The sequence below is a fragment of the Cognatishimia sp. F0-27 genome, from assembly GCF_020667845.1.
Taxonomy (GTDB): domain Bacteria; phylum Pseudomonadota; class Alphaproteobacteria; order Rhodobacterales; family Rhodobacteraceae; genus JAFMPQ01.
On record NZ_JAFMPQ010000025.1, the window covers coordinates 38,182 to 63,670 of the forward strand.

20 protein-coding genes are annotated in these 25,489 nt (G+C 63.9%); 9 read left to right on the forward strand and 11 right to left on the reverse strand.

Translation table 11 applies throughout. From position 1 onward, the window contains the following. Nucleotides 1-124 precede the first annotated feature (124 nt). Nucleotides 125-952 carry a sulfite exporter TauE/SafE family protein gene (locus tag J1C49_RS14060; RefSeq protein WP_227446467.1) on the forward strand — a complete coding sequence of 276 codons (828 nt, stop codon included), beginning with the start codon at nucleotides 125-127 and terminating at the stop codon, nucleotides 950-952. Nucleotides 953-1,450: 498 nt separating this feature from the next. Here J1C49_RS14060 and J1C49_RS14065 read toward each other — a convergent pair whose 3' ends face one another. The 5 genes from J1C49_RS14065 to J1C49_RS14085 form a co-directional block, all read right to left on the reverse strand. Then, nucleotides 1,451-2,524 carry an Ldh family oxidoreductase gene (locus J1C49_RS14065; protein WP_227446468.1) on the reverse strand — a complete coding sequence of 358 codons (1,074 nt, stop codon included), beginning with the start codon at nucleotides 2,522-2,524 and terminating at the stop codon, nucleotides 1,451-1,453. Continuing rightward, nucleotides 2,517-3,383, reverse strand: a complete 867-nt coding sequence (locus J1C49_RS14070; RefSeq protein ID WP_227446469.1) for an ABC transporter permease — start codon at nucleotides 3,381-3,383, stop codon at nucleotides 2,517-2,519. Before J1C49_RS14070 ends, J1C49_RS14065 begins: the two co-directional genes overlap by 8 nt. Beyond that, nucleotides 3,380-4,189 carry an ABC transporter ATP-binding protein gene (locus J1C49_RS14075; RefSeq protein WP_227446470.1) on the reverse strand — a complete coding sequence of 270 codons (810 nt, stop codon included), beginning with the start codon at nucleotides 4,187-4,189 and terminating at the stop codon, nucleotides 3,380-3,382. Before J1C49_RS14075 ends, J1C49_RS14070 begins: the two co-directional genes overlap by 4 nt. Further along, nucleotides 4,186-5,214 (reverse strand): ABC transporter substrate-binding protein, encoded by a 1,029-nt coding sequence (locus J1C49_RS14080; RefSeq protein ID WP_227446471.1) that lies wholly within the window; start codon nucleotides 5,212-5,214, stop codon nucleotides 4,186-4,188. The genes J1C49_RS14075 and J1C49_RS14080 overlap by 4 nt, the downstream gene beginning before the upstream one ends. A gap of 61 nt (nucleotides 5,215-5,275) precedes the next feature. Beyond that, the gene (locus J1C49_RS14085; protein WP_227446472.1) at nucleotides 5,276-6,163 is read right to left on the reverse strand and encodes a fumarylacetoacetate hydrolase family protein; all 888 of its coding nucleotides are present in this window, start codon (nucleotides 6,161-6,163) and stop codon (nucleotides 5,276-5,278) included. Nucleotides 6,164-6,303: 140 nt separating this feature from the next. On the opposite strand from J1C49_RS14085, the gene J1C49_RS14090 reads away from it, so the two are divergent. Then, nucleotides 6,304-7,017, forward strand: coding sequence for a FadR/GntR family transcriptional regulator (locus J1C49_RS14090; protein ID WP_227446473.1), 714 nt, complete (start codon nucleotides 6,304-6,306; stop codon nucleotides 7,015-7,017). 255 nt (nucleotides 7,018-7,272) lie between these two features. On the opposite strand, the gene J1C49_RS14095 is transcribed toward J1C49_RS14090, so the two are convergent. Both J1C49_RS14095 and J1C49_RS14100 read right to left on the reverse strand, forming a co-directional pair. Beyond that, nucleotides 7,273-7,914 carry an SH3 domain-containing protein gene (locus J1C49_RS14095; protein WP_227446474.1) on the reverse strand — a complete coding sequence of 214 codons (642 nt, stop codon included), beginning with the start codon at nucleotides 7,912-7,914 and terminating at the stop codon, nucleotides 7,273-7,275. Continuing rightward, a complete protein-coding gene (locus J1C49_RS14100; RefSeq protein ID WP_227446475.1) occupies nucleotides 7,911-8,921 on the reverse strand; it encodes a L,D-transpeptidase family protein in 1,011 nt (336 codons plus the stop codon). Before J1C49_RS14100 ends, J1C49_RS14095 begins: the two co-directional genes overlap by 4 nt. A 753-nt stretch (nucleotides 8,922-9,674) precedes the next feature. Between J1C49_RS14100 and J1C49_RS14105 the strand changes: the two genes are divergently transcribed. The 4 genes from J1C49_RS14105 (at nucleotide 9,675) to J1C49_RS14120 (ending at nucleotide 13,684) form a co-directional block, all read left to right on the forward strand. Continuing rightward, nucleotides 9,675-10,391 (forward strand): hypothetical protein, encoded by a 717-nt coding sequence (locus J1C49_RS14105; protein WP_227446476.1) that lies wholly within the window; start codon nucleotides 9,675-9,677, stop codon nucleotides 10,389-10,391. Further along, nucleotides 10,388-11,506: an AAA family ATPase gene (locus J1C49_RS14110; RefSeq protein WP_227446477.1), complete on the forward strand. Its 1,119-nt coding sequence runs from the start codon at nucleotides 10,388-10,390 to the stop codon at nucleotides 11,504-11,506. Before J1C49_RS14105 ends, J1C49_RS14110 begins: the two co-directional genes overlap by 4 nt. A 3-nt stretch (nucleotides 11,507-11,509) precedes the next feature. After that, on the forward strand, nucleotides 11,510-12,724 hold the full coding sequence (locus J1C49_RS21970) for a VWA-like domain-containing protein (RefSeq protein ID WP_227446478.1): 1,215 nt from the start codon (nucleotides 11,510-11,512) through the stop codon (nucleotides 12,722-12,724). A gap of 246 nt (nucleotides 12,725-12,970) precedes the next feature. Continuing rightward, nucleotides 12,971-13,684, forward strand: coding sequence for a ZIP family metal transporter (locus tag J1C49_RS14120; RefSeq protein ID WP_227446479.1), 714 nt, complete (start codon nucleotides 12,971-12,973; stop codon nucleotides 13,682-13,684). A 268-nt stretch (nucleotides 13,685-13,952) separates the two neighbouring features. Here the strand turns inward: J1C49_RS14120 and J1C49_RS14125 are convergent, their stop codons facing one another. Then, nucleotides 13,953-14,351, reverse strand: a complete 399-nt coding sequence (locus J1C49_RS14125; RefSeq protein ID WP_227446480.1) for a DUF4149 domain-containing protein — start codon at nucleotides 14,349-14,351, stop codon at nucleotides 13,953-13,955. Nucleotides 14,352-14,506: 155 nt separating this feature from the next. Next, nucleotides 14,507-15,142, reverse strand: a complete 636-nt coding sequence (locus J1C49_RS14130; protein WP_227446481.1) for a rhomboid family intramembrane serine protease — start codon at nucleotides 15,140-15,142, stop codon at nucleotides 14,507-14,509. Nucleotides 15,143-15,836: 694 nt separating this feature from the next. Here J1C49_RS14130 and J1C49_RS14135 point away from each other — a divergent pair. Continuing rightward, entirely contained in the window at nucleotides 15,837-17,456 is a 1,620-nt protein-coding gene (locus tag J1C49_RS14135; protein ID WP_227446482.1) for a cyclic nucleotide-binding domain-containing thioredoxin-disulfide reductase, read from the forward strand. Between the two features lie 122 nt (nucleotides 17,457-17,578). On the opposite strand, the gene J1C49_RS14140 is transcribed toward J1C49_RS14135, so the two are convergent. Further along, nucleotides 17,579-18,772 carry an MFS transporter gene (locus tag J1C49_RS14140; protein ID WP_227446494.1) on the reverse strand — a complete coding sequence of 398 codons (1,194 nt, stop codon included), beginning with the start codon at nucleotides 18,770-18,772 and terminating at the stop codon, nucleotides 17,579-17,581. Between the two features lie 129 nt (nucleotides 18,773-18,901). Further along, the gene (locus J1C49_RS14145; protein WP_227446483.1) at nucleotides 18,902-20,344 is read right to left on the reverse strand and encodes an alkaline phosphatase D family protein; all 1,443 of its coding nucleotides are present in this window, start codon (nucleotides 20,342-20,344) and stop codon (nucleotides 18,902-18,904) included. Nucleotides 20,345-20,769: 425 nt separating this feature from the next. On the opposite strand from J1C49_RS14145, the gene J1C49_RS14150 reads away from it, so the two are divergent. Together J1C49_RS14150 and J1C49_RS14155 are read left to right on the forward strand one after the other, a co-directional pair. After that, nucleotides 20,770-22,134, forward strand: coding sequence for a polysaccharide biosynthesis/export family protein (locus J1C49_RS14150; RefSeq protein WP_227446484.1), 1,365 nt, complete (start codon nucleotides 20,770-20,772; stop codon nucleotides 22,132-22,134). Between the two features lie 285 nt (nucleotides 22,135-22,419). Further along, nucleotides 22,420-25,104, forward strand: a complete 2,685-nt coding sequence (locus J1C49_RS14155) for a calcium-binding protein (RefSeq protein WP_227446485.1) — start codon at nucleotides 22,420-22,422, stop codon at nucleotides 25,102-25,104. The last annotated feature ends 385 nt before the right edge of the window (nucleotides 25,105-25,489 follow it).

The window sequence follows — 25,489 nt, forward strand, 5'->3', positions numbered from 1 at the left end:
GAAGCAACCTCTGCCCCCGGCCTTGCGGCCGGAGGCACATATGGATCGCGCCGCAGACACGGTGGAGCCTTGCGCGCCTGCGTGCTGGTCGCGCGCGTTTTTCCTTTAGGAATGGCCGTCGCTGATGGACCTTCTCTCTCCCGATTTTCTTCTTATCGCCGCGACGCTTCTCTTGGCCGGTGCGCTCACTGGCATTCTCGCGGGGCTCTTTGGCGTCGGGGGTGGGGCGTTGATCGTGCCGGTCCTGTACGAGGTCTTTGGCGCACTCGACGTGCCCGACGAGACACGGATGGCCCTTGCCGTCGGCACGTCTCTTGCCATCATCATCCCGACCTCGGTCCGCTCCTGGCTCAGTCATCGGGCCCGCGGCGCGGTGGATGATGTGTTGCTCCGGGCCTGGGCGGTGCCAATCGTGCTTGGCGTGCTGGCGGGGGCCCTGATCGCGAGATACGCGCCAGCACTCGTTTTCCAGATCGTCTTTGTCCTCGTGGCCGGGATCAATGCGATCAAGCTGATCTCGGGCACCAAGGTCTGGGATCTTGCGCCTGACTTGCCGACCGGGCCGCTGCTTCGGATTTATGGGGGCCTGATCGGGTTTCTCGCCTCGCTTATGGGGATCGGCGGTGGACAGATCTCGAACATCATCATGTCGCTGCACGGCCGTCCGATCCATCAGGCCGTTGCCACCTCGGCCGGGATCGGGGTTCTGATCTCGGTGCCGGGCGCGATTGGGTATATTCTGGCGGGGTGGGGCAACCCCGGGCTGCCACCGGATGCAGTCGGCTTCGTCTCCTTGATCGGGGTGTGCCTGTTTGTGCCTACAACTATTCTGACAGCAAACCTTGGTGTTCGGATGGCGCATGGCCTGTCTGCCCGATCGTTGGAACTGGCCTTCGGCATCTTCCTCGCGATTGTGTGCCTGCGTTTTGTCTATGTGATGTTTTCCGGATGAATGCGCGCAGCGGGGCCTGTCTCGGGCTTCCGTGACACGTCTGGTCGCAGCCGTGCTCAAGACACTGAGATTGTTCGGTGCTGCGGCGTCTCCATGACGATCTTTGGGAGTCAGAGCCTGCGCCAAATGATCCCTGTGTCGCGCCGCGTCTCAGCGGAGACCGCACAAACGAAACCACCAAGGCACTTGGCGTGAATGTCGTGCAATTCGCTTCAGGGACCGCCCGGCTGTCATGCTCCAATTGACTGAGACGTCGTGATCCGCGCGCTGCTGTGCGGGAGAGCTCCCGTTTCAGGGTGACCGGTTCGCAAACCGGGTGGCCGGCTACAGGCTGCGGGTATCGGGATGCCCAGCGCGCTTTCAACCGGCCACGATCCTGTCTTGTCTGAAGGACGCCAGCGCCATCGGCCAACCGGTCAAAGGAGCGCCAAAGCCGGAGAAGCGCCAATCTGCAAGCCCCGCGTCGATGGGGCGCCAGGCAACCCGACGCCGCCGATCTCAGGCCTGGGTGCTTTCCGGGAACGGCGGGTCAATCCCGCAATCCGCGGCGAGGGCGTTCAGGTCAGCGCGCAACGCCTGATTGAGCACCAGTCCGTTCGTGCGACGCGCTTCGGCAAAAGCGCTCTTTCCGTCGCCCGGCAATCGGACTGGGTCGTGACCCGGCAATGGCGCAGACGCGCGCATCTCGGCAAAAATTCGCGCGGCGACCTGCGGGAACGCGTCTCCCATGCCAAAGGCTTTCGGGTCGAGCGCGGCCACAAACTGCCCCGTATTGGTCGAGGAGGTGGTGTCCTTTGTGAAATCGACGACGTCAGACCCGAAGGCTGCGCCGTTCAGGGCCCCCGCCAAGAGGCCAATGGCAACAGAAAGCCCAAACCCTTTCGGGCCTCCGATCGGTAAAAGGAAACCTTCGGATTTGCGTGCCGGATCTGTCAGGGGTTTTCCATCGCGCCCCACCATCCAGCCCTCGGGCATGGATTGGCCCTGCTGCAACATGGTCTTGATCTTGCCCATGGCGGCAACGGTGGTGGCCATGTCGAAAACGAAAGGGTCCGGGCCATCGGCCGGAGCCGAGAAGGCGATGGGGTTCGTACCGATCAGCAAGTTCGAGCCGCCATAGGGGGGGACATGGTTTGCACTGCCGACGGCTGCCGCGATACCGAGCAGGCCCGCGTCGGCTTGCGGCCGCACATAAAGGGCCAGGGGGCCCGCGTGATTGCCCCGTCGCACCCCGACCCATCCGATGCCGGCAGCACGGGCCTTTTCCATGGCGAGATCGCGGGCCGCTGACATCGCGAGGTGCCCAAGACCATCATCGCCATCGATCACCGCTGTCGCGACGGTTTCCTCGGCGACGGTGATTTTGGGCGTCGGGTTGCACCCACCACCGGCAAGCCGTGCAAGATACTGACGGAGGCGGAACACGCCGTGTGTGCCGTAGCCGTAGATATCCGCCTCGACCATGAGATCTGCGACCTTGGCGGCGTCGGCATCTGGAACCCCGCGCGCCATGAGCGCGCGGGAGACGAAGTCGCGTAGGGACTCGACCGCGATTGCAGGGCCGTCAGCCATCGTAGGATCCCACGGATTCCTTCTGCCAGAAGACGACACGGCGCTGCGTCCACTGCACGAGGAGGTAGAGCACAAGACCCACGACGCTCAGATAGAGGATCAGCGAGAACACCCGCGGCGTGTTGAGCTGGGACGCTGCGACGCGGATCAATTCGCCAAAGCCTTTGCCGCCGCCAAGGAATTCACCCGTAATCGCACCGGCCATCACGCCCACGGCACCAATTTTCAACCCCGTGAAAATCTGCGGCAAGCCGGTGGGCAGCTTCATCTTGATGAGCGTCTGCATGCGGCTTGCGCCCATGGTCTTGAACAGCATCCGCGCGTTTTCATCGGCTGCGTGCAGACCAGCTGCCGTGCCGACGACGATGGGGAAGGTTGCGATGAAGGCGGCAAGTGCCACCTTGGATTCGATGCCGAAACCCAGCCATGCCACGAAGAGCGGCGCGAAAGCTACCTTGGGCATGGTGTCGATCGCGACGAGGTAGGGCATGACCGCCTTTTCCCCGAACGCGGTTTCGCCCACGAGCACGCCGAGCGAGAAACCGATGGCGATGGCCAGGGCGAAGCCGTAGATCACCTCCTGGATCGTGATCCAGAGCGAAACCAGCATGTAGCCGCCGGTCAGCAGATTCTGCCCCACGAAGATCATGTCCTTGAGCGTCTCCATCGGTGTCGGCAGGATAATCGGCGAAACGAGACCGAAGCTCGTCACCAGTTGCCACGTTCCGATGAACACCACAAAGACAAAGGTCATGGCGATCCAGCGCGGCACCGCGTCGATGAACGCGACTTCCTGTTCCCAGACCGTGTCCTGGGCGGTGTCAGCGTCAGTGGGCGCGTTTGTCTGATACTCGGTCACATGTCTTCTCCCTTGTCCAGCATGCCCCGAATGTGGTCGACGATTTCGCCGAATTTCGGCGTTGTCATCATGTCGAGAGTCCGCGGCCGCGGAAGATCGACGGTGACCACCTCCGCGATCCGTCCGGGACGCGGTTTCATCACGACGATATCGTCCGACAGGATCACGGCTTCCTGAATGGAGTGGGTCACGAGGAACGCCGTCGCGTCCTGTTCGCGGCAGATCCGCTGAAGCTCCATGTTCATCATGTCGCGCGAAAGCTCGTCGAGGGCGCTGAACGGTTCGTCCAGAAGCAGGACCGCCGGTTCGGTGATCAGCATCCGGCAAATCGAGGCGCGTTGCGCCATGCCGCCCGAAAGCTCGTTCGGATAGACGTTTTCAAAGCCCTTGAGGCCAACGATTTCCAGCAGCTCGTGGGCCTTGTCCATCGCCTTCTTGGCGGCGGCCTTGCCATCGCGGATTTCGATCGGCAGCACGATGTTTTCCACGGCGGTCTTCCACGGGAAGAGCGTGGCCTGCTGGAACATCATGCCGATGTCCCGACGGGGCCCCTTGACGGGCTGGTTCTGAAGGATCACCCGGCCCTTGGTGGGCGGGATGAGACCGGCCATGATCTTGAGCAGCGTCGACTTTCCGCAGCCGCTGGACCCGATGACCGAGGTAAAGCTGCCCTTGCGCAGGGTAAGGCTGACATTTTCGAGCGCGACCACACTGTTGCGCGCATAGGTCTTGCTGACCTGTGTCAGTTCGTAGACCGGCGCGCCAAGAGGCGCGCCGGAGTAGTCATGTGCGGTAGCTGTGTTCATCCGCCTGCAGCCTCGGCGCCGATGGCAGCGAACTCGTTGGTCCAGACTGCGCTCAAATCGTCGAGCGGTGCCGCGATCTCTCCGCCTGCGACCAGCGCGTCTTCCCATTCCTGCCAGACCTCGGCCGGATACCAGCCCAGATGCGGGGCGTCGTCGGACGGAATTGTCTTGGAACGCACCGCATCGAACAGCGCGGATTGGAATTCCTTGTCTTCCCCTTCCTGCGGGTTCCCGTCGGCGAGATGCTTGAGCACCGCTTCGCGGTTGGCGTCGTCCAGCGCAAAGGCGTGACCCTTGGCAAAGGCGCGGCTCCATGCTTCGACCAGCTCGCGGTCATTGGCGATCGTGTCGGCCATCGTCGCGATGCCGTTGCCGAAGAAGCGTCCGAACTCGGCCGGTGTGATGTCCCGCACGGCCATGCCGCGCTGGTTCAGGATGGCGGTGTCTGCCGTCGATGCGGAATAGGCATCGATTTCGCCGTTCAGGAACGCGGCCGTTGCCGGGCCGCCGTCACCCACGGTGAGGAATTCGTAATCCTCGCCCTCGGTCATGCCCGCGCCGGTCATCACGTTGCGGGCAAAGCCCACTTCCGCGCCATCGGCGGTGCCGGTGCCGATCACTTTGCCGCGCAGACCTTCGACGCTCTGGATGTCGCTGTCCTGCTGCACCGCGATCCCAAAGTTGCTGCGCGCTGCCACGTTGTAGATGTGGACGGCGTCGACGCCGCGCGTCTTGGCCGCGATCATGGGGCCGGGGCCGGGACGGCCGAAATGGGCCTGACCTGCGGACAGCGCCTGAAGCACCGCGCCCGATCCGTTGATCGCCTCGACGGTGACGTTCAGGCCTTCTTCCTCGAAGAAACCCTCGCCAATAGCAACGAAGACTGGGAACGAGTTGATGGCCGACGGGCTTGGCTGCACGAAGGTGATATCGCGCAGGCTTTGTGCCAGTGCCGATGTGCCCATCAGGCTCGTGGCTGGAACAGCGGCGAGCAATGAGGCTGTAAATGTTCTTCTGTTGATCATGATTGTTCTCCTCCCAATCGTGTCTGACCCTTTTGGCCGCTCTCCGGTGCGGCGGGGCCTTTTATACGGCGCGCACGGTGTTGCTGAGCGTGCCGATTCCGGAAACTTCACAAACCACAGTATCGCCATCCTTGAGGAACTGCGGTGGGTCCATCGCGTAGCCGACGCCTGACGGCGTGCCCGTCGCGATCATATCGCCCGGTTCGAGCGTAAGCCCTTCGGACAAGGAAGCGATCAGCGTGGGAATGTCGAAGATCATGTCCTTCGTATTCCCGTCCTGACGCTGTTCGCCATTGACCGTAAGGCGGATGGACAGGGCGTGCGGGTCGTCGATTTCGTCGGCTGTCACGATAACCGGACCGATGGGGCAGGAGCCATCGAGCCCCTTGCCCTTGAAATACTGCCCGCCGTGGCGGCGCTGGATGTCGCGCGCGGTTATGTCGTTCAGGATCGTGTATCCGAAGACATGATCCATCGCATCGGCCTTTGAGATGTTGCGGCCCGCCGTGCCGATGACCACGGTCAGTTCGACCTCGTAGTCGATGGATGTCGACACTTCGGGAAAGAGCAGAACGTCGCCGTCCGGCGCAACGAGTGCTGTCGGCGGCTTGGTGAAGAACACCGGGTGTTCAGTCACACCGACCTTCTGGTTCTGCGCGCGGTCGCCCTCGGCGATGTGCTCGGCATAGTTGCGACCGACGCAAAACACGTTCTTCGCCGGCTTGGGGATCGGTGCCATCAAGGCGGCGCTCTGTCGGATCACCTTGTCCTGATGCTGTCCGTCCTCGGCCTCGGCCACGAGCTTGCGGGCCGCGTCGAGCGCGGGTTTGCCGCCGTCGATCAATCCCTGAAGAGAGCCAGCGGCCCCGGACATGTTCAACATGCTGCCATCTGACAGATACGCAACGCAGACGGGTTCCCCATCCACGGAAATGGTTGCCAATCGCACTCGGCCATCCTCCCTCGTGCTGGTATCACGTGGGGGTCGCGCGACTCGATGCGCGACTCACTGACACCTCTCCCCTTTCCATCCATGTTTCGCCGACTTAGGGTTTCAATCAATCAACCAATCATCAAATTGGGCGGAATATGACCTCGCATACCGACCTGGCGCAAAAGCTCCGGGAGCTGATCGACTCGGCCGGATACCGGCACAACGACCGGGTGCCGCCGGAACGCGAATTGTGCAAGGCGCTGGGCACGACGCGCAATCAACTGCGCAAAGCCCTCGCCGAACTCGAAGCGCAGGGGCGTATCTGGCGGCATGTGGGGCGGGGCACGTTTGTCGGTTCGCGCCCGGTGCTGAATTTGCAGGACGTCACCTATCTCGGCGATCAGATCAAACCGGAACAGGTGGTTGCCGTTCGATTCACCATCGAACCGCAGCTCTGCCGTCTGGCCGCGCTTCAGGCAACCCGTTCGGATCGCGAGCAAATGCGGCTTTGCGCGCAACGCTGCCGGGAGGCGGAAGACTGGCGTTCCTATGAGGCGTGGGACAATAACCTGCACCATGCCATTGCCCGCTCCACGCGGAACCAGCTCTTCCTCTATTTCTTTGAAACGCTGAATGCCGTGCGGCGGTCGATCCTCTGGGGCCAGCCACGCATCACGCGCAAACCGCCCGATGAGTATTGCAGCTTCCACGAACACGATGTCATCGTCTCAGCCATCGGCGCTGGCGACGCCGAGCGGGCGGCCGAGGCCATGCATACGCATCTGCAATCGGTCTATGCGCGCATCCTGCCGAAGGGGGCATCCCCCGTGTCGGGGCCAGCGACGCCGACCGACTCGGGAAATGGTTGACCCGACGCGGTGTTGAGAGCCTGCCAGATGCGCGGGCCTTCTGTGACCAATTGGGCGACCCGTGGGTCGCATTGGTCTCGCGGCTGGCGAATACGGCGAGACAGGCGGTTGGTGTCCGGGCCAATCCCTTTGTCTCAAGGACCGTCGGGCATGGCGATTGTGGTTTACATCCGGGCTTCCTGCGCCTGCCGTTCACATCGGACCTCTGAGGTCCCGAGCCCGAACCGCATCATGCGTGCAATAGCTGTGCGTGGCTCATTCGAGGGTAACGTCGAGGCGCCACATGCCGCCTTGGCCGTCCGTATCGACGAAGCGCACAAGCAGCACGTCCCCGGACAGCAGAACGACCGAGAACGCGGCCGCGCCTTGGCCAGTCTCGATGCGTCGGCCATCCGGCGCAAAGATCGCCGTGCCGATCCCGTCTGGTGCGTCCACCGCAAGCGCGATTGTTTGATCCTGCGGCACTGAGAGGAGCAGGTCGAAGATCTCTCCGCCCTCGACGCTGGCGGCAAAGCGGCCGGGCGCTTCGATCTCGAGCCGTTCGGTCGGGGCGACTGTCGGGCTGTCGAGGGCCGCGGGATCAGCGCCTCGCCACGGCACAAGAAAGCGCGCTGCCGCCCAGCCCTCAAGCGCGCCATCAAGCGTCTCGACCTCGCACCAAGCCTCTTCGCTGCCCGCGATGCAGTCAATGCGCCGCAGGATCGTGTCGCGCGCCATTCGGCGCAGGCGGGGGGCGTCGGCGCTTGGTCCGGTTCTGAGATTGAGCGAGCCGTCGATCCGCACAATGACGAAATCCGTGTCGGGCAACGCGGGCGCCTCAACGGCGGGCAGAGTTGTATCCTGGGCAGCGACGGGGCTCGCCGCGGCAAGCAACAGAGCGCAGAGCAGTCTTCTCATGGGCGCACCATCGGAGGGCGGGGCGATTGCAGCCCTTCGCCTGTCATGATCACGAAATCATCGCCAGACCGTGTGTCGGGCGTCGCCGCAAGATCGGAAACCACAAAGGTCAGACCGGGGTGCATGCGTTCTGCCAGATGGCGTTTGACGGTGTCGGAAAGGCGCATGCGGTTCAGGACCTGATCTTCCGGCAAGAGCGGGTGGAGCGGATCGGAATGGTGGGTGACACCCATCCAAACCAAGCCGGTATCCTGCCGCTCCTGCACAACGAGAACATGTTCGCCCAGCGGTCCGTCCTCTTCGATACCGATTTCCTCTTCGAGAACCTCTCGCCCGTCCTCCATCACGATCAGCCGCCGGTCCGCCGCCGTCGCCAGCACCGTTGTGATCGGATAGGGTTGCTCATTGCCCCAGTCGGACGGGTGGCTGCGCGCGTCAAGCCCGGCCACCGCGGTTGCCAGTTCGTCGTCGGCAAAAGCGTTCAGGACAAGCCCGGGATGGACGAGGTTCCACGGATCGTTATGCGCTCCGGACAGGATCACGGGCGTGCCGACATGGGTGACCGTGAAAAGCAGCCGTGAAAACTCCAGCGGAAGCCGGACACAGCCATGCGAGGCGGGATAGCCGGGCAGATTCCCGGCATGCAGGGCGATACCGTCCCAGGTGAGCCGGTTCATATTGGGCATCGGCGCGCCGCCATAGGTCGATGAGCGGTGATCGGCGTCCTTTTGCAGCACGGTGAACACGCCGGTTGGTGTTTCGTGACCGCGCCGCCCGGTTGAACAGGTCGAAACCGCGATGCGAATCCCGTTTCGGTAAACGTGGACCCGTTGTTCGGGGATCGAGGCAATCACCGCAACAGCGCCGTTTGGCGCGCGTTCGGGATGCCAGGTGAAGTCCCCCGGCAGCATGTCGTCGATATTCATCATCGCGTCCTGGGCGTATGACGCACCCGCTCCGGAGAGCATGGCGACGCCGGAGGCGATCAAGTCTCTGCGTGTGATCATCGTGTCTTCTTCTTGGTGACCGGTTGGCCGGCTGAGTGGTTGTCCAGGGGCCAAGCGGGTTGGCTGCTGCCAACCGGGTTGGCTGCTCACGCGGTTCTGTCTCTTGGCGCATCCCATAGCAGTGCAACAAAACCATGTCACGCGACTGCTCCGGGGTCCATCGGACTGAGTTGACAGACCGGCAAATGCCCCTGTTCGTCCGCGGTGCTTGGCCTTGCAAGGTCAGTCCGGATTGGCAATGCGGCGGCGTGCGGCGTGAAACGCCGTGAAGACACGCGCAGGTTGAGGGCGAACCACCTGATGACCGTATCCGGCACACCGAACATGACGGCAACCTCCGTTGCACTGTTCACCAGAAGATCGGCCCGTGCTTCACGCGCCTTGGGTCAAACCCGCCCTGCCGGGGCAAGGATCGCCCTGGCGGGGCCGGACAGGCTATGCGTCCGGCGACGTCCCCACCACCACGGCTACGCGCTCCGGTCGGCGCGGTCTGCGGTCATGCCGCGTGGATCGAACGGTGTGCCCAGTCCCGCGCCGCCTTCCAGCCCATCGCTCGAACCGGCTGCGCAGGGGGAGACCGGCGACTGGCTGTGGCATCTTCCAAAGAACTCCGCGTCTTGCCTGTCGCGCCGCACCCGGTATCCCGCGCCAGGCGTGCGGCTCACGGTTGGTTCGCGCGCTAAGATGACCCGAAACCAGGCTATGGCGAAAAACCTGTTCGACCGGTGATCCCTCGCACACTAGATCCATCGCATGATCATCGTCAGCCCCACAACACTCTGGAACCCCAGCGCCCTGGAGACGCGGACCGTTCCGAAACGCATGCTGGGTCGCATCACCATCCTGCCGAGATCGGGCGTGACAGGAGCGACCTTGCTGCGGCTGATCTTCGAAGTGCAGGTTCTGCGCTATGTGCTGCCGCTGGTCCCTTTTGTGGTCGCAATGCTGGTCTGGCCGCATCTCGCACTGCCCATCGCGCAGGCGCCCGTGCTCATGATGATGGCGATTGCCTTTGTCGAGATGCGCATGCTTGCGGTCAAACGCGAGGACCGCGCCGCGTTGATCAATGATGACGCGATGGCCCGCACGCTCGATGCGCTGCGGTTCAACGCGACCGGGGTGCTCACGCGGATTGCCGCCCGGCGCGGTCTGACCCGTGGCGAGCTGTTGCTTGTCATCGAGCAGTCAGAGCTGGCGCGCATCGCGCCGCTGACCCTTGTCTCCATCCAGAGGGCCGAACCGACGCCCGAGGTGCTCGCTCTTGACGAACAAGAGCAACAGATGATCCGCAGCGGGCTGTTTGATGCGGACGTGACCGAGCGCGGGCTGCACCGGGTCGCGTTGCGTCAAAACCAGGCCCTGCGCAGCATCGCCGTCGATGCGGCGACCTTGTCGGCCCATGCAAGAATGGCGGCCCTGCTCGATGCGCAAGCAACCGAGGCGCACGCCCTGCACAAGGAGGTGTCATGAGCCTGAACGCCGCCACAATGCCAGCCGGCGCGGTGCTTGATGTCCTCTATGCGGGATGGCAGGCGCAGAGCGCGGGCGGGCTTACCGCATCATGGATGCTGCATGGGCGCCCCGGTGTGGGCAAGAGCCAGGTGGTGCAGCAACTGGCCGACCGGATCGGCGCGCGGCTCTTTGATTTGCGGCTGACCACGATCGAGCCGCAGGACCTGCGCGGGCTGCCCTATTACGATCATGAAGCGCGCCGGACTGTCTGGTATCGTCCCGAAGACCTGCCGGATGATCCCGCCACCCCGTCAATCCTCTTCCTCGATGAACTGACCGCCGCGTCACCCTATCTGCAACCAACCGTTTATGGGCTGCTTCAGGAGCGGCGCGTGGGGCGGCATGTGCTGCCCGACGCGGTCTTTATCGTGGCGGCGGGGAATACAGTTGAGGACGGCGCGATTGCCTATGAGATGGGCACCGCGCTGTCGGACAGGCTGGTGCATTTGCACATGGTGGCAGAAGCCAATGACTGGATCGAGAATTACGCTGTGCCCAAGGGGCTGTCTCCGGCGGTTGCGGCCTTCCTGCGCGGGCGGCCCGATCTTCTCGATACCACCGAAGAGGCGTTGCAGCAGGGGCAGATGATTGCCTGCACGCCGCGCGCATGGGAGCGCACAAGCCAGATCATGCAGGCGATTTCCGACCGGTCAACGCGGCAGGCCATGATTGCCGGCACGCTGGGCGTTGCCGCCGCCGCCGAATTTTCCGCGGTTGCCGATGACATTGCCGCATCGGTGCATGTGGGTGAGATGATCGAGGCGGATGCAACCGCGCGGCTGGCGCTGTATCCGCAGAGCCTTCACGGGTTGAACGCGCTTGTGTTCGGTCTTGTCGGCGCGGCGGACAAAGACACGATGCCAGCGGTGATCGAGGTGATGGAAACCTTGCGCCACCTTGCGGAAAAGCGCCCCGAGCCAGTCTTTGCTGCCTTGCCGCTTGCGGAGCTTTGCGCCTTTGGCTTCGAAATGCTCATGGCCAAGGCTCTGAAACAGGATCTGGTTGCGGCTTTCGCGGCATCACCGGCCTATGCGGCCTACGCGGCAGACCGGCAAGCCGCCGGATTGAGCTGATCCGTGCCGCCCCGCTCGCAGCGCGCGGCCCGGGCGATGGGGTTTCTGGCCGAGAGCGACCCGGCGCTGGCCTCGCTTGCGCTTTGGTGCGAGATCCACGATGCCCCCGGCGAAACCTGCACCCGTGGGCAGCGCATCCTCATCGGTGACGCATTTGCAGCGCTGCCTCTGCGGGAACAGGTCGGAACGCTCGCGCATCACGTCTTGCACGTGGCGCTGCGGCATGGGCCACGGATGGAGCGCATGCGACGGCGGCTGGGGCCCTCTTTCGCGGCGCCCGTCTTTGCGCTTGCGGCCGATGCGTTGGTCAACGAGGTGCTTGACCGGGCGGGCCACGCCATTCCGCGCCCCGCGGTCATGTTGACGACGCTCCTGACGGAGGTGTTGCAGGCGGACACGACGCGTGCGCTTGCAGCATGGGATGCCGAAAGGCTTTACATGGCACTGCGGGCCATGGACGAGGCAGGCGCAGGACGGCGCGACGCCTATGAGCGCAAAAAGGGGTTTGCCCCCGACCTCGAGTCAGCCGGGCAGGAAGACGCTCCCGATACCGTTGCGGAATGGAAAGCCCATGTGACCCGGGCTCTGACGGCACCGGGCTCGGCAGGGCGCGGTGTCGGAACGGTGCTCGCGCGGATGCGCGATCTGCCGTGGGTCGATACACCCTGGGAACGGCATCTGCGCCGATTGCTGGGCAAGGCCGTCACACACAGACCGCGCCAGTCCTATCGCCGTCCGCGTGCGGGCTGGATTGCTGCCGAGGCCGCTGCGCGCCTGTCCGGCGGACCGGCCCCCGTGTTTGAACCGGGCAACGCGCGGCACCGCAAGCGCGCGCGGATCGTGGTCGGGCTCGACAGTTCCGGGTCCGTTGCCGATCCACTGCTTGCACTCTTTTGCGCCGAAGTTGCGGGCATTGCGCGCCGCACCGGTGCGGAGGTGCACCTGATGTGTTTCGACGAAACGGTCTATGCCCAGAGCGTCGTGGAACCGGGGCGGCTGGCAACCGCGCTGACAGCGCTCGACATGCGGCGCGAGGGCGGCACATCCTTCGTCGATGTCATGGCGCAGGCCGGCCGGCTCGACCCCTCGATCGTCGTGGTTCTCTCCGACCTAGACGGCCCCTACGGGCCGCCGCCTGCCTTTGACGTGCTTTGGGCGACGCCCGTGGCCGCCCCACCCACCCCTCCGTTCGGGCGCGTGCTTTCATTGGCGCGGTAGGCGGGCCCTGACGGTGTCCATCGGATTGCAGAAGGGGCGGCGCCCCGGCTGGCGATCCGGGGTGCTGCGCCATCGCCCGAGCTTTGGAACAGCGCTTGCCGTTGGCCCGTCATTGGCCCTAATCAAGGGGGCGCGGCGGCAAGGGAAGCAGAAACCGCTTGCGACGCGCACGGCCTGCACCCTTGCTCCCGCGCAGGTCAGCGCGGGGTCAAGCCGCGTAAACCACCGACGATCAGGACCGCCTGCATGACTGATACCGCGTCTTTTGTCTTCGCCTTGTTGCTGGCCGGTGCTGCCGGGCTGGCCATGCCTCTCGGTGCCTTTGTGGCCCTCAAACGCGATACGATCATCAGCGCCCGTCTGCGCCATGGCATCACCGCATTCGGTGGTGGCGCGCTGATCTCGGCAGTCGCACTCGTGCTGGTTCCCGATGGCGCGGCCGCCGTGGGCGGGGTTGCGGCGGTGCTTTGTTTCCTTGGCGGGGGCGTGCTGTTCTTCGGGGTTGATCGCGCGTTGGAAACCAATGGCGGCACCGGGGCACAGCTTCTGGCAATGCTGCTCGATTATGCGCCGGAAGCCGCCGCACTTGGCGCGTTTCTCGCCGTGGATTTCGAGACCTCGCTGCTTTTGGCGGGGCTGATCTTTCTGCAAAACCTGCCCGAGGGGTATTCCGCGTTCAACGAGATCAGCGCCGCGCGAAAACAGCCCGCCGCGCGGATTGTCGCGCTCTTTGCAGCGCTGGCCCTTGTCGGTCCGGGCGCGGCGGCCATCGGGGTGCTCTATCTTTCGGAAATGCCGGCCGTGCTCGGGGGGATCATGCTCGCGGCGGCGGGGGGCATTTTATACCTGGTTTTTCAGGATATCGCGCCGCAGGCCCGGACCACGGATGACTGGGTGCCGCCGCTCGGTGCGGTGGCCGGTTTCGGGCTCGGCCTTGCCGGGCATCTGGCGCTGGGCTGATCCGGACCTTGCGGTCTCGCGCCCGGCTGCGCGATGTGAAAGCTGTGGTTGGTGTCGGGTCAAGGGTTTGTGGGGGGGCGGTGTATCGGTTGCCTCCGGCCAACCGGGCGTGCCGTTGCTCCGTCGACCGGTCAGGGACCAAGCGGACAACCGCCGCGGCGTTTGGGAGACGGGCGCGAGAGGACGGTGGGTGCCCAAGCGACCCCGTCGGCCGTCGAAGCCCGCGCGCCGCGCCACCACCCGCGCCGTCCCTCACCCAAGCCAGGGGTCAGCCGTTGTTGGCAAGCCGGATCAAGACCACCGCCGCGCCCGCGATATGCGCCAACGTGATCAAGACCGACAGGCTGTGCAGGCGCTTGAACCGAGATTTCTCGCCTTGATCGGTTGCGTTGTTGATGGCGGGCATCAGGATCTGGCGGGACGGGACAGTGGTGAGCGCAATCGCCGCGAGGATGGCGGCGGACAGCCCGTCATAAGCAGCCACAAAGACGGCAGCGAGCGCGGCACTTGCGATCACGAAAAGATAAAAATGCGGGAACGCGCGCCGGATCAACGGCCCGGCTGTCTCGGCGGGCAAGGCCGTGAACACGAAGGCCGCAAAGCCGAAGGAATAGAGAACTGAGCCCCCAAAGAGCAATGCGGTGGCCAAAAGCGCGATTTCAAACATTGTGCGATCTCCTTTGGTCTGGCACCACCTACGTAGATCGTGGCCCCGCAAGGCAAAGCGCGTTTCCGCGCCATTTCTTGAGCGAGCGCGCCGTGGATTGCGCCGGAAGCGAGCCATCTCTGCGGGAGACAACCGGACTGCGTCGGATCGGGGTGTTACACCCGTCGCAAGGGGGCACGGGCGTTCCAAGTCAGCAGTCCGCAAAGCATGCCTGCGAGCAGGCCGCCAAGATGGGCCTGCCACGCGATCACGCCCGAGAGCAGCGCCAGCGCGATGTTGAGCGCGGCAAACACCAGCGCTTGTTCGATCAGGGGGCGCAGGCTCTCTCGCCTCCGCAACCGGTCAAGAAAGCTCCACGCCGCTACGATCCCGAGAAACCCGAACAGAACACCGGACGCGCCCACCATCGGCATACTGGACTGCGACAGCATCACAAAGCCAAACCCGGACCCGAGCGCACAGAGGCCGGCCAGCGGCCAGAAGGCGCGTTCACCCAAACGCTCCGTCACGATCGGGCCAATCCACATCAGCCCTACCATGTTCATGAACAGATGCAGCAACCCGCCATGCAGAAAGGCGCTGGTTGCAAACATCGCAATAGGCTGGCCGGGATAGATCGGCATGGCCCCCCTGAGCAGATCCGGCCAGAACCCGCCAAGGGCCAGCATCAGACGACGGATGTCATCACCAAAGCCAAACCCCATACCCGCCAGCGCCAGCAGCTCGAAAGCCACGCAAACAAGCACAAAGTGCCTGATTGCCATGGGCTGATTGGACCAGTCTTTTTGCATGCGGGGCTCCGTTGCGAAGGTGGGTGCAGCGCCTATGGCGCGCGCGGCGCGCGGCCTGCGTCCGGGGTGTATGCGGACAGCCGTTCGTCGAAACCCGTTTGGCGATCTGCCCCCGTGATCGGAGTGCCTTGGCCCGTCTTGGTCTCAACTCTATCCGCAATCGCTCCAAGGGGGCCGGTGCCACTTGCCTGCGGCAAGCGCGCGGCCGAGGCGGTTGCTCCGAGATATCCGTGGGCGCAGGGGGGCATGGTGACCGGGTGGCTCTCTTTGGGCGGTTGTCGCTGCGGGTGATGTGCCGGGCGGGGCGCAATACCTTCATAAAAATAGGGCGCATGTCAGCCATTCAAAGCGGACTGTCGAGACGAACAGCCAAGAGGCTGCGTTTTGTCGCGCCCCCTGTGACGCGCGTTCGCGCCGTCTCTCAGCCCAGCGGCAAGGCTCTGTGTGATGCATCGGCCACGACACCGACGCGAAGGGTGGGGCAAAACCCGCGGTCATTGAAAACGGAGAGGCTTTTTGCCGCAATTCCGGGACCATGGGCGTGTCACGGCTGTGTCGTCGTCGAAACCGGGTGCATGTGTTTTGACATTTGCCCGCTTGTGGGGAACGCTCGGGGTGCCCGGTCGCTTACGGTCAGTTTTGTCGCTTTGCGGCGATGCGCCCGGCTTTGTCATTTCGCCGTGAGGATCAGACCATGGAAACGCTTGCCGCCGATCTCAGGACAATGGTGCGCACGCCGCTCGACGCGGCGCATGTTGCAGCCATGCACCGGGTTGGACGTCTTGAAAACCTCGCTGCGGGCACCGTGCTGTTCGAGCCCGGCGATGTGATGGACCGCTTTTGCTACGTCCTTTCGGGCGAGGTGGAGGCCGTCGATCCGCGCACGGGCGGGCGCTACGGAGATGGCGCGACGCTCGGACCAACGCAATTTTTTGGCGAAATTTCCTTTCTTTCAGGCGCGCGGCTTCAGATGGGCGCGCGCGCCGTGACCGACACGCAGCTTTTGTGTGTCGAGCGTGGCGTGATGCTCGACCTCATGGCACGCAACCCCGAGATGTCCGACATCATCATCACCGTGCTGGCCGCAAGGCGGCGCGCTCTGCTCGAAAGCGATCAGGCGGCGCTGACCCTGATCGGGGCCGAAGTGGACCGCAATATCCGTGCCATTGCCGGTTTCGCCGGGCGGAACCGCATCCCGTTCAACGCCATGACGCTTGACGAGCATGCAGCAGAGGTTCTGGCCCATCAATGCGCCATCGAACCCGGAAAACCTGCGGCCATTTTTGGCAAGACCGATGTGGTCGAGAATCCGACCCCCAAAGCCATCGCGCGCTGGCTCGGGCTCGATCTGGCGATCAGCGGTGAAACCGAGGTCGAGTTGCTGATCGTCGGTGGTGGGCCGGCAGGGGTTGCGGCGGCGGTCTATGCGGGATCGGAGGGCATGGATGCGCTGGTGCTTGAAGACATGGCTATCGGTGGCCAGGCTGGCACCTCGAGCCGGATCGAGAACTACATGGGCTTTCCGACGGGGATCTCGGGCGCGGACCTTTGCTGGCGCGGCGAGATCCAGGCGATGAAATTCGGCACCCGTTTTGCCATGCCACGCCGGGCCGTTGATCTGGCCGTCCGGGACGATGGCGCCTTTTGCGTCACGCTCGAGGACGCTCAAGAGATCTGTGCCCGCGCCATCGTCGTCGCCACCGGCGTCCAATACCGCAAGCTCCCGATCGAGCGGCTGGAGCATTTCGAGAGCGCCGGGCTGTATTATGCCGCGACCGATGTGGAAGCGCGCTATTGCCGCGACGATGAGGTGGCGGTCATCGGCGGCGGCAATTCGGCTGGGCAGGCGGCGATGTTTCTTGCTCGGACCGCAAGACATGTGCATGTGCTTGTGCGCGGCACAAGCCTCGCGGCGTCCATGTCCTCTTACTTGAGTGCCCGGCTTGATGCGCATCCCCGCATCACCATCCATTACCGAACGGAAATGACCGCGTTGCATGGCGCGGATCAGCTTGACGCGATCACCGTCCGGGACAAGCAGGCAGGACAGGATTGGCGGCTCAACACGCGGGCCGTATTCATCATGGTAGGGGCCGCGCCGAACACCGGATGGCTGTCGGGTCATGTGGCGCTGGATGGCAAGGGATTTGTGCTGACCGGAGAGGCCGCCGGGATGGCTTCGGCCTATGAGACCTCGCATCCGGGGATTTTCGCGGTGGGTGACGTGCGCGCGGGATCCGTCAAACGGGTCGCGAGCGCGGTGGGCGAAGGGTCCGTGGTGATCAGCCGGGTTTGGGACTACCTGCGCGCCTGACCATGTGCCGGCATCCGGTGGCGGCGTGGCGCGCCCGTGCCGGCATGCGCGGTGATCCAGCGTTCAAGCGACGATTTGGACACGGTGATGCCGCGCAACCCGGCTCATGCTTATGCTCATGCTTATGCGCGCAGCCGCAGGATCAGCGGCACGATCGCGAGGATCATCACGGCCCCCGCCAGAAACGGCGCGCCCGGCAGGTAGGGGCCGAGCGGATCAACAGAGCTGCGGAACACCTCGGTCAGACCGATGGGGGCGAGCACCGCGGCGACCGATGACAACGAGGCAATCACCCCTTGCACCAGCCCCTGTTGGTCCTCGCCGACCCGGTTCGCCGCAAAAGCCGTCATCAGCGGTGGGGCCATGTCAGACAGGGCTGCGATGGGCAGGAACACCACCACCGCCCAGACCGCGCCCGCAAAGCCGAAGCCGATCATGCCGATGATTGCCGCCAGTGTCGCCACGAACAAGGTGCGGTAATCGCCGAAACGCCGGGTGAGCTGGGGTAGAATTCCGGCTTGAACCACCGCGATCAGAACGCCGTAAGCGGACAGGGTCAGCCCGATCGTGAACCCGTCCCATTCAAACACCTCACGGCCCCAGAACGCCCACAGCGTGGGGTAGACCATATTGGCGAACTCGAACACGAAGATGCAGATCAGCGGCACCGCAAGCCCCGGTATCGCAAAGGCCCGGATGATCGTGCCGAACGGGTTGAGATCGCGCTTGCCGAACGGGCGGCGGTTTTCCGGCCGCAGGCTCTCCGGCAGGATGAACAGGCCGAAGGCCACATTGATCGCCGACAGCACCGCGGCAATCCAGAACGGCGCGGAAATATGCCAGCCGGACGCCAGCCCGCCGAGCGCCGGGCCAAGCACGAAGCCGATGCCAAAGGCGGCCCCGATCATGCCAAAGGCGGCGCCGCGCTCCTCTGGCTTTGCAATGTCGGCGATATAGGCGGTTGCGGTGATATAGGTCGCGCCCGCCATGCCCGCGAGAATGCGTCCGACCAGAAGCAGCCAATAGGTCTCTGCCAGCGCCATGATGACGTAATCGAGCGTCAAGGTCACAAGCGCCGCAATCAGCACCGGCCGACGTCCATATGCGTCCGACAGACTGCCAATCACGGGACCGAACAGAAACATTGCCGCGGCATAGGCCGACATCATGACACCACCCCAGAACGCACCTTCCGCGGTGCTGGTGGCGCCCACGCGATCCATGAGATCCGGCATGATCGGAAAGACGATACCGACCCCGATCGCGTCGATCATGAGAGTGGCAAGAATAAACAGGAAAGGGCCGGTGAGTTTCATATCGGTACCCGACACGGGTTTGTCCGGCCTGACAAGCGCCAAAGCTGGAACAGCCGGTTCTTCGTCTCGGAGCCGGTGCCGATCCAAAGGCTCGCGTGTCCCAGCAATCCCGCAGAGGGGGGCTACGGATCAGACGAGCAGAAGCTCCGACGGGCCGGTGGTTTCGAAATCCCATTGCGCGCGCCATGCCCCGCCGCGCCGCTCAAGGCCAAGCCGGTTGCGATCCGCAACATAGGCTGCGCTTTGCCCGGGAATGCGGTGGATCCGGATCGGACGCCCCGGCAAGGGCCCTTCGTGCCAGAACGACAGCAGGCCCAGGAACAGCGCCCAGGCCCTGGGTGGCGCACGGTGGGTAATCCCGGAGGCGACAAGCTGGTGCAACACCCGGCCATCGTCGAGCGCCATTTCAGCGCGCGTGGCGAGGTGAATCTCGCCAGAGACCGCCGTGACATCCGTGCCGGTCTGTGCCGCAAGGTCGACGAGAAGGCCGAGAATGCGCCGCCATTCGGTCCGATGCGCGCGCGACTGCCACTGATCGCGCAGGTCGTCTTCGTATTTCATCATGCCGGGGATTGCGACCATGATGGTTTCGAGCAGCGACAGGCGCGGGCCGAGCAGCGGCACGCTCGATAGCAGCATGGTGCGTGCAACCGGCTCGCGCTCCCGCAGGCTGTCCATCATCGTCCAGCCGCCTTGCCCCATGATCTGGTGTCGCGTGCGCTCTGATCGCAGGTCCGGCCCGACAAGCCGAAGGTCCGGCAGATCGACCACCCACCCCAGATGACCGCCCGTGCGGTCGACGAATTTCGGCGGCAGATCATCGTCTGTTGTGCCGTGCTGGAACAGCAGTGCCATCTCGCGCGCGACGGAAAACAGCGTCTGGCCAACCGCGGAGCGGGTCGCCTTCTCCGGCAAAGATCCCCAGCCATCGCAGATGTCGTGGTCGTCCCACTGGGCGAGGCTCGGAATCCGGGCGGCAAGCCATGAAAAGGCAGGGCAGCGGAGATGCTGTGTATAGCGTTCGAAAAATCCGCGGCGCAAATGCTCGGCAAGGTCCTCGAGCGCTTCTGGCGCAGGGGTGTCGGGAACGGATTTCGGCCAGCCCTCGGTAAGCGCATGGCCCTTGGTGACCTCGTCGGCATAGATCTGGTCGCCACCATGCAACAGGAGCGAAAACGGGGCGCCGCGGTGATCCTCGACGAGCCGCGCCCACATGGCATTGCGCTCGGCGGTTTCGCGAAACAGGTCGCCATGTTCTTCGCCGTCGCAAGACACGAAGGCCAGCCGCAGATCCTCCGCCACGGCGCTTGCCACAGGGAATGTCTCGCCAAGCGCGCGATATGTGCTGGGCCGGTCGTCGGGCACGGCAAACCGAGCGCGGAAAACGGCCTCGTGCTCGATTTCGGCAAGCCGCGTAAAGGGCGCGCGCAGCCCATTGGCCTCCAGGTCAGGCAGATGCGTCTGTGCCGGAGCGACAACGATGGCGCTGAGCAAAAGGCGGCCATTCTCTGCACCGTCGAGAAACAGGCAGGGGCCGAGGATCGCCTTCTGGGGGTCGGATGGGGTATGCATGCTGCCCTCCAAGATGGTTACTGAAACCGGTTTGAAAAGGCGACCAAAGGGAAACGCGCGGAATCGGCTGCGAATTTTTCCTAAAACTTAATGGATCTGTCGCGACTTGCCCCGTCATTCATGCGGAGAAAAGACAAGCGGTCTCGGCATCGCTGTTGTGTAGAACAGGCGCGGACGTCCCGTCTTCGGGGGCTGGACCCGGACATGCGCACCGCGCCAACGCTCCAAGATTTGCCGTTGACTCAATCGGGAGGCGATCGCGTGCCAAAATCAAGCGACAAAACTGTATGTTGTGAGCAACACTGCGCCCATCCCGATATTTACGCATGACACCGCAAGCTGATATAGCATCAACGAGTCGTGTTGCGGGAAACACGGCTGCTGCACGCCTGGTCATTGACGGGTGAAAAACCTTGGGGGTTGGCATGATCAAACGGGCGTTGAGCGTCTTATCCGTATTTGTCCTTGCGTCTTGCGGGGTTGCCTACAACTCGCCAAGTGTGAATCCGTTGGACGATTCCGACACCAAGGTCCGGGTCGTCGCGATGACGCCCGAATCCGTGCTGGCGGCGAACCGCTCCAGCTACAGGCCAAAGCAGCTTCCGGCGGTGTTCTTCCAGACCGCCGGCTTCGGCAGCGGTTTGCAGACCGGGGGGGCGGCGCCGGCGCCGGTTTTCGACCCGGAAACCAAACCCGCCGCGCTTCAAACGCGGATGCCGCCCGCGATCCAGCCCGAGCCTTACCGGATTGGCGTGGGTGACGTGCTTGTCTTGTCGATCCCGTCGGGCGGATCAACGGTCGAGCAACTGTCCGGCTTGCTGGCCGCTTCGAATGCGCGCCAAGGCTATACGGTGCAGGACGATGGCGCTATCGCAATCCCCAATGTGGGACGCGTTCAGGTCGCCGGGCGCACGCTGGATCGTGCCGAAGACGCGCTTTTCCAGCGCATGGTCGAGAACCAGATCACGCCGGAGTTCAGTCTTGAAGTTTCCGAGTTCAACGCGCGGCGGGTGTCCATCGGCGTCGCCGTGGCGCGCCCGACGGTCGCACCGATCACCTTGACGCCGCTGTATCTGGACGAGGCGATTGCCGCTGCGGGCGGGCTGCGCGTGCGCGACCGGACCTATGCCTCTGTCCGCATTTACCGGGACGGCACGCTTTACCAGATCCCGATCGACAGGTTGTATTCGGACCGTGGCATGGAGCGTGTCTTGCTCCAGGACGGAGACAGCGTGTTTGTCGACACAGAATACGAGTTCGACAACGCGCAGGCCTATTTCGAAGAGCGTATCCGCCTTGCGGAATTCCGTCAGCGCAACCGCACCGTGGCGCTTCAGGGCTTGCAGTCTGAAGTGAACATCCTGCGTGGCAATCAGGCAGACGCGCGACAGAATTTCCTGCAACGGCTCGAACTGGATTCCGTTGACCGGGATTACGTTTATCTGACGGGAGAAGTGGGCGAGCAGGGGCGTTATCCGATCCCCTTTGGAAAGACCGCGTCGCTGGCTGATGCGCTGTATTCGAAACGCGGCATTCCGACGGAGACCGGTAATGTGCGCGAAATCTATGTTCTGCGGGCATCGCCCGATCCGCGCGAATTCGGAGCCGTCACCGCGTGGCAGCTTGACGGCCGCAATGCCTCCAATTTCACCCTGGCCACGCGGTTCGAGCTGCGTCCGAACGATGTGGTCTTTGTGGCGGAACAGCCGGTGACACGTTGGGGACGGACAATCCGACAGATCACGCCGAGCCTGATCACCACCGCCGCCGGGATTGCCTCGACCAACTGACGCACGGCCCTTGACGGTGCGTGGCACCTCGGTGCTTCGGTGCTTGAGAAATTGCGCGCTGGGGTCTTTTGGAAGTCGGGGTGTCTGGTGGCTTGCGGGGATCTTGGCTGCATGGTCGCTTCAGCGATGCGGTCCGCCTGATTGCGTGCCATTGGTGCCGCCTTCCGCGACACGGCACCGTCTGCGTTAACCAAGACCGCCGCGCACGCTTTGTCCGGCCGGGGTGGCATGGCATGATCAGGCGACCTGCCGTCCGCGTCCTGACGTGTTTCATCCTCGGAACCGATGCCCGATCACGCCCTAGCCTTTTTGTCTGCGACCGGCACCGACCGCTATGTCAGTGCCGGGCTGTTTGGCGCAAACGCGCTACATCGGGTCAATCTCTCGGAGGACTCGGGTTTTGCGCCCACCGCCGGGTTCGAAGCGTCGCTTGATGCTTACGGTATTCGTGCGTTGCGCTACCCGGGAGGGCACTCGGAAAACACGATCGACATCACGCATATGCCGAATGGCGCGCTGCGCGAAGAGGTGCGGGCGTTTTTCGATTGGTGCCGGGCGCAATCAGATGCAGGCTCACCCTGCGCGGTGACGGTGGTTCTGCCCACCAAGGCAAACATCCCCGCAGAGCGTATCGAAGCCTTTGTTCAGGCTCTCCTCGACCAATATGGCGATCTCGTTGTCGCGCTCGAAATCGGCAACGAATACAGCATTGGCCCCGTCCTTGCGGCGCCCGATCGTACTATCCACCCCGAACAGATCCCGGACAGCGATCGCGTCGGTGCGCTCAACGAGACCGAATACGGTATCGTCGCCAACCGGGTGATCAACGCGGTGCAGACCGTCCTGGAGCGGATGGCAGAGACCATGGGTGCCGCAGCCCCTGATCCGATGATCCTTTTGCAATTTGCCGAGACCAATGGCGCGGCCAGCGATTTCAAGCGCGGTGAGAACGCGGGCGACTACAGGTTGGCCAATGCAGCGATCCTCGCCGAGCTGGATATGCGGGCGCGTGACGCGGTCGATGCGGGCGTTGCGCATTACTACTACAACGCATCCCATGCGCAGGGTCCGGCGTTTGGCGATGTGGCCGATTGGCGGCTGGTGCGCCGGATCGACGAGCGTTTCGCGGATTTCGAAGCCCGGATGGGGCGCGACCTGCCGCTGGTTATCACGGAATGGAACGTGGTCGCCGGGAACACCTCTCAGCTCGGGGCAACCAGCGCGTCTGTCATGATCGAGATGTTCGAACGCATGGTTCAGATGGGCGTGACAGAGGCCCATGTCTGGCCGGTCCAGCACCGGACCCCAAACGCGCTGTTTGGCAATCGCGACATCGACGGCACGCAATATACGATGGCGGGAGGGGCCTTTTCGCTCCTGGTGGGAGGCCTTCGGCCACGACTGAGCGAGACAGGCCATCTGGACCAGGTTGAAAACTTGCAGTCCGAATGGGCGAATGCCAGTGCCGACATCGAGATCAACCATTTTCGCAGCGCCTATCGCGATGTTCTCTATGTGTCGTCGCGCCAGCCGGAGCCGCTCGACGTCACGCTGGATCTGGGCGCGCTCCTCGGCCCCGGGGCGCGTGTCACCGTCGATCACATGACGATTGATCGGGCCACGTCGGATGGGTTGAGCGATCTTGCCGATCCCGCGGGCCGCAACCGGATCGCCCGGCGCGAGATCGATCAGGACGCGCTTGATCGGTTGGCAACATTGCCGTTTTTCGATCCGGACAACGAGGCCCATATCAAGCGGGATGCATCGCAACTGCTCACCTATCTGCCGCCTTACGAAACGATCATTCCATTGGTTGCGGATCCCCAAGGCCTGGACGATTTCTATTTCGCCGCGGAGGTCGACGTGGCGCCGCTGATCACCACCAGCCAGCCGCAGCTTGGAGCCGGGGAGCCGCTCGCCCTCGGGTTCATGCCCTATGACGTGACCCGCGTGATCATCGACAGGATCAGGGGGCAAGAGGGTGGCAACGGCGCCGATACGTTGACCGGCGGCATAGGGCGCGACAGCCTTTCCGGTCGGGCGGGAAATGACCGGCTCGAAGGAGGAGAGGACGCGGACAGCCTGCAAGGCGGTGCGGGCGATGACCGCTTGTTTGGTGGTCCGGGCAGCGATCGGCTGATCGATGGTCACGGCGACGGGGCCGATCTTTTGCATGGGCAGGCTGGCGATGATGAGATCCGATCCCTCGGCGGGGCCGACTGGATCGAGGGCGGCAGCGGCGATGACAGGATACACCTTGAGCCGAGCGCCGTTTTCGGGCCGGGCTTTTCTGCGCGACACGCGCTGACCGACGGGACGGCCTTTGCCGCATGGTCGGTTTCGGTCGAAGGGCTTTGGCGCCTTCAGGCCGTTGTGCAGGGCGGATCGGGCGTGGACCGGGTGCAGCTTGGCGCACAATCCGAGGCGCTGTTTCTCGATGATGTCTACAGCGCGGTGCATCCTGACTTTGCCAGCACTGTCATGGCGCGATTGCGGGCGGTTGAAGCGGTCCATGCCGGGGCTGGGGATGATCTCATCGACCTGACGACCAACCGGTTTCCCGGCGCGCTTGAAGATGTGTCGATCTTTGGCGAGGCGGGTCATGACACGCTTTGGGGCACCGATGGGGATGACACCATCCATGGGGGTGCAGGCGATGATGTGATCGCGGGCGGTGGCGGGGCCGACCGGCTTTCTGGGGGGACAGGTGCGGATGCGTTTCATGTCTTTCTTGGCGAAGCGGGCGTGCAAAGGATACTGGATTTCTCAGTGTCCGAAGGGGATCGCCTTGTCTTGCATATCCCCTCTGGGCAGGATCGCGCGTCGATAGCGCTGGATCTGTTGGATGGGGTTTTGGCGCTTTCGAGCGGTGAAGGGGCTGCGAACCGGGTTCTGGTTGACCTTGGCACCCAGACGGACGGTGTGTCGCTGGATATGCCGGGTCGGGATGACTGGCTCGATGTGATCTGACCTCGAAGACGCCCTGTGTCACGCGCCCGCGTTGCCGGCGTCGGGTGCTCGGGTTTCACAATCAAACAGGGGGTGCCGCGCCTTCGCAGGCGCGCGCCGCACATATATCACCGCGCGGCGCCGTTTGCCCGGTTAAGGACGGGCGTGTGTGAGGGAAAGACGGTTGGATCGCCGGCCTTCCGTTTGACACATCTCGGCGGGGCGCGGGCGGTGTGACCCTGCGTGGCTATGCAGGGCGGAGCCACCCGAAGCATGGGATGGCTGCTGGCCGGGCTTCCTTTTCATCGCACATCATGGGTCTCCCTTCGAGAACGCGGGGGACAGCCACCAAAACCGGGAGACCGGCGGGGACAGCCCCATGTTCCCAATAGGGCCCACGTGCCTT

Excerpts from the sequence above, each read along its gene's own strand:
- J1C49_RS14060 (WP_227446467.1), top strand. The coding sequence starts at position 125 with ATGGACCTTCTCTCTCCCGATTTTCTTCTTATCGCCGCGACGCTTCTC.
- J1C49_RS14065 (WP_227446468.1), bottom strand. The coding sequence starts at position 2,524 with ATGGCTGACGGCCCTGCAATCGCGGTCGAGTCCCTACGCGACTTCGTC.
- J1C49_RS14075 (WP_227446470.1), bottom strand. The coding sequence starts at position 4,189 with ATGAACACAGCTACCGCACATGACTACTCCGGCGCGCCTCTTGGCGCG.
- J1C49_RS14080 (WP_227446471.1), bottom strand. The coding sequence starts at position 5,214 with ATGATCAACAGAAGAACATTTACAGCCTCATTGCTCGCCGCTGTTCCA.
- J1C49_RS14090 (WP_227446473.1), top strand. The coding sequence starts at position 6,304 with ATGACCTCGCATACCGACCTGGCGCAAAAGCTCCGGGAGCTGATCGAC.
- J1C49_RS14095 (WP_227446474.1), bottom strand. The coding sequence starts at position 7,914 with ATGAGAAGACTGCTCTGCGCTCTGTTGCTTGCCGCGGCGAGCCCCGTC.
- J1C49_RS14100 (WP_227446475.1), bottom strand. The coding sequence starts at position 8,921 with ATGATCACACGCAGAGACTTGATCGCCTCCGGCGTCGCCATGCTCTCC.
- J1C49_RS14105 (WP_227446476.1), top strand. The coding sequence starts at position 9,675 with ATGATCATCGTCAGCCCCACAACACTCTGGAACCCCAGCGCCCTGGAG.
- J1C49_RS14110 (WP_227446477.1), top strand. The coding sequence starts at position 10,388 with ATGAGCCTGAACGCCGCCACAATGCCAGCCGGCGCGGTGCTTGATGTC.
- J1C49_RS14120 (WP_227446479.1), top strand. The coding sequence starts at position 12,971 with ATGACTGATACCGCGTCTTTTGTCTTCGCCTTGTTGCTGGCCGGTGCT.
- J1C49_RS14125 (WP_227446480.1), bottom strand. The coding sequence starts at position 14,351 with ATGTTTGAAATCGCGCTTTTGGCCACCGCATTGCTCTTTGGGGGCTCA.
- J1C49_RS14130 (WP_227446481.1), bottom strand. The coding sequence starts at position 15,142 with ATGCAAAAAGACTGGTCCAATCAGCCCATGGCAATCAGGCACTTTGTG.
- J1C49_RS14135 (WP_227446482.1), top strand. The coding sequence starts at position 15,837 with ATGGAAACGCTTGCCGCCGATCTCAGGACAATGGTGCGCACGCCGCTC.
- J1C49_RS14140 (WP_227446494.1), bottom strand. The coding sequence starts at position 18,772 with ATGAAACTCACCGGCCCTTTCCTGTTTATTCTTGCCACTCTCATGATC.
- J1C49_RS14145 (WP_227446483.1), bottom strand. The coding sequence starts at position 20,344 with ATGCATACCCCATCCGACCCCCAGAAGGCGATCCTCGGCCCCTGCCTG.
- J1C49_RS14150 (WP_227446484.1), top strand. The coding sequence starts at position 20,770 with ATGATCAAACGGGCGTTGAGCGTCTTATCCGTATTTGTCCTTGCGTCT.
- J1C49_RS14155 (WP_227446485.1), top strand. The coding sequence starts at position 22,420 with ATGCCCGATCACGCCCTAGCCTTTTTGTCTGCGACCGGCACCGACCGC.